This window comes from Frisingicoccus caecimuris (assembly GCF_004340975.1).
Taxonomy (GTDB): Bacteria; Bacillota; Clostridia; order Lachnospirales; family Lachnospiraceae; genus Frisingicoccus; species Frisingicoccus caecimuris.
Genome location: NZ_SLXA01000033.1, coordinates 1 through 1,511, shown reverse-complemented (window position 1 = coordinate 1,511; position 1,511 = coordinate 1). Strand labels below are relative to the sequence as shown.

At 45.9% G+C, this 1,511-nt stretch carries 3 protein-coding genes; 2 read left to right on the top strand and 1 reads right to left on the bottom strand.

What is annotated here, in order from left to right; genetic code table 11:
• Positions 1-47 precede the first annotated feature (47 nt).
• Entirely contained in the window at positions 48-242 is a 195-nt protein-coding gene (locus EV212_RS13540) for a hypothetical protein (protein ID WP_165873391.1), read from the bottom strand.
• Between the two features lie 44 nt (positions 243-286).
• Here EV212_RS13540 and tnpB point away from each other — a divergent pair, with 44 nt between their 5' ends.
• Complete coding sequence (tnpB, locus tag EV212_RS13350; RefSeq protein WP_132094489.1) at positions 287-655, top strand: IS66 family insertion sequence element accessory protein TnpB; 369 nt, start codon at positions 287-289, stop codon at positions 653-655.
• A 173-nt stretch (positions 656-828) separates the two neighbouring features.
• A partial coding sequence (locus EV212_RS13345) for an IS66 family transposase (protein WP_456298274.1) occupies positions 829-1,511 on the top strand: 683 nt, incomplete at its 3' end.

The window sequence follows — 1,511 nt, the reverse complement described above, 5'->3', positions numbered from 1 at the left end:
GTCCAAACATGGTGCACTCAAAACAACATCACAAAAGCGAATTATTATTACCGGCTGCGCAGGGTACGTGAAGCATGTCTGGGACAGTTCCAGCATACAGCTCCCACATTTGTGGAGCTTCCTGCCCCGGATAATAAAACAGTAACACCGGCTAGTGTCCCGGTTCCTGACACCCCTGTAGGGATATCACCTGTGATCAGGATCAAAAATATCAGGGGGCTTTCTGCGGAAATATTTCCCACTGCCCCTCCTGAAATACTCCATCACCTTATAGAGGCTTTCAGCCATGTTGAATGACGCTGATACTTCTGGATTTAAGAAAGTCTACCTGGCGATGGGGTTCACCGATCTCCGCCGTGGGATTGATGGCCTGGCAACGATCATACGTTTTCAGTTTCATCTTGATCCATATGATAAAAACACCCTGTTTCTTTTCTGCGGAAGAAGAAGTGACCGGATCAAGGCACTCTTATGGGAAGGGGACGGATTTCTCCTCATGTATAAAAGGCTTGATAATGGTGCATTCCGATGGCCACGTTCTGCAGATGAAGCAATGGCAATCACAGGTGACCAGTACCGGATGCTGATGCAGGGGCTGGAGATTGTTGCCCGGCATCCGATCGCAGAACTGAAAGAAACACCCAGCATCATGTAGTTTGTGCAGAATGCTGAAAATAAAAAAATATAAAAACCGGTAAAAAGGTGTAAATCCACTGGATTTCGGTGTTTATCCACCGTCATTATGCCGAACCGGCATCTGACCTGAATTAGCGATAATACGAAAAATCTGTTATAATCAGAACCAGTATTAAGACAGGAGTTCCGGTTATGGCATTTAAGTACACAGAAGAACAACTGAATAAACTGGATAAGGAATTATTGGTTCAGCTGTTCCTGGGACTGCAGAATCAGGTGGAAAAACTGACGGAGCAGACACAGTCATTAAATGACAAGATGCAGCTGATGATGGAACAGATAGTCCTTTCCAATAAAAACAGATTTGGCAGATCCAGTGAAAAGATGTCTGATCCGGAACAGATCCGTTTTATGGAAGTAGATGGGAGGATCGTATTTTTTAACGAGGCGGAAGCTATCTGCGATCTGGATGCACCGGAACCGGATGACTTGGAACTGAAAGCACCGAAAAAGAAAAAACAGGCTGGGAAAAAGGCTGTTGATTTATCCGGTCTTCCAATCCGCCGTATTGACCATTACATGAGCGCCGACGAGCTGGCAGCTGAGTTCGGTGAAAATGGATGGAAGCAGCTTCCTGATGCCATTTCCAGATGTTATAAGTTTATCCCGGCTAAAGTTGAGGTAGAAGAACATCATATCGGTGTTTATTCCAGCAAAACGGATGAACATATGGTAAAAGCCCCTCATCCGCGGAATCTGCTCCACGGAAGCCTTGTCTCCCCATCCCTTGGTGCTGCCATCATGAATGGCAAGTATGTAAATGCCGTTCCCCTTTACCGTCTCGAAAAAGAATTCGAACGGTACGGGCTTGCGAT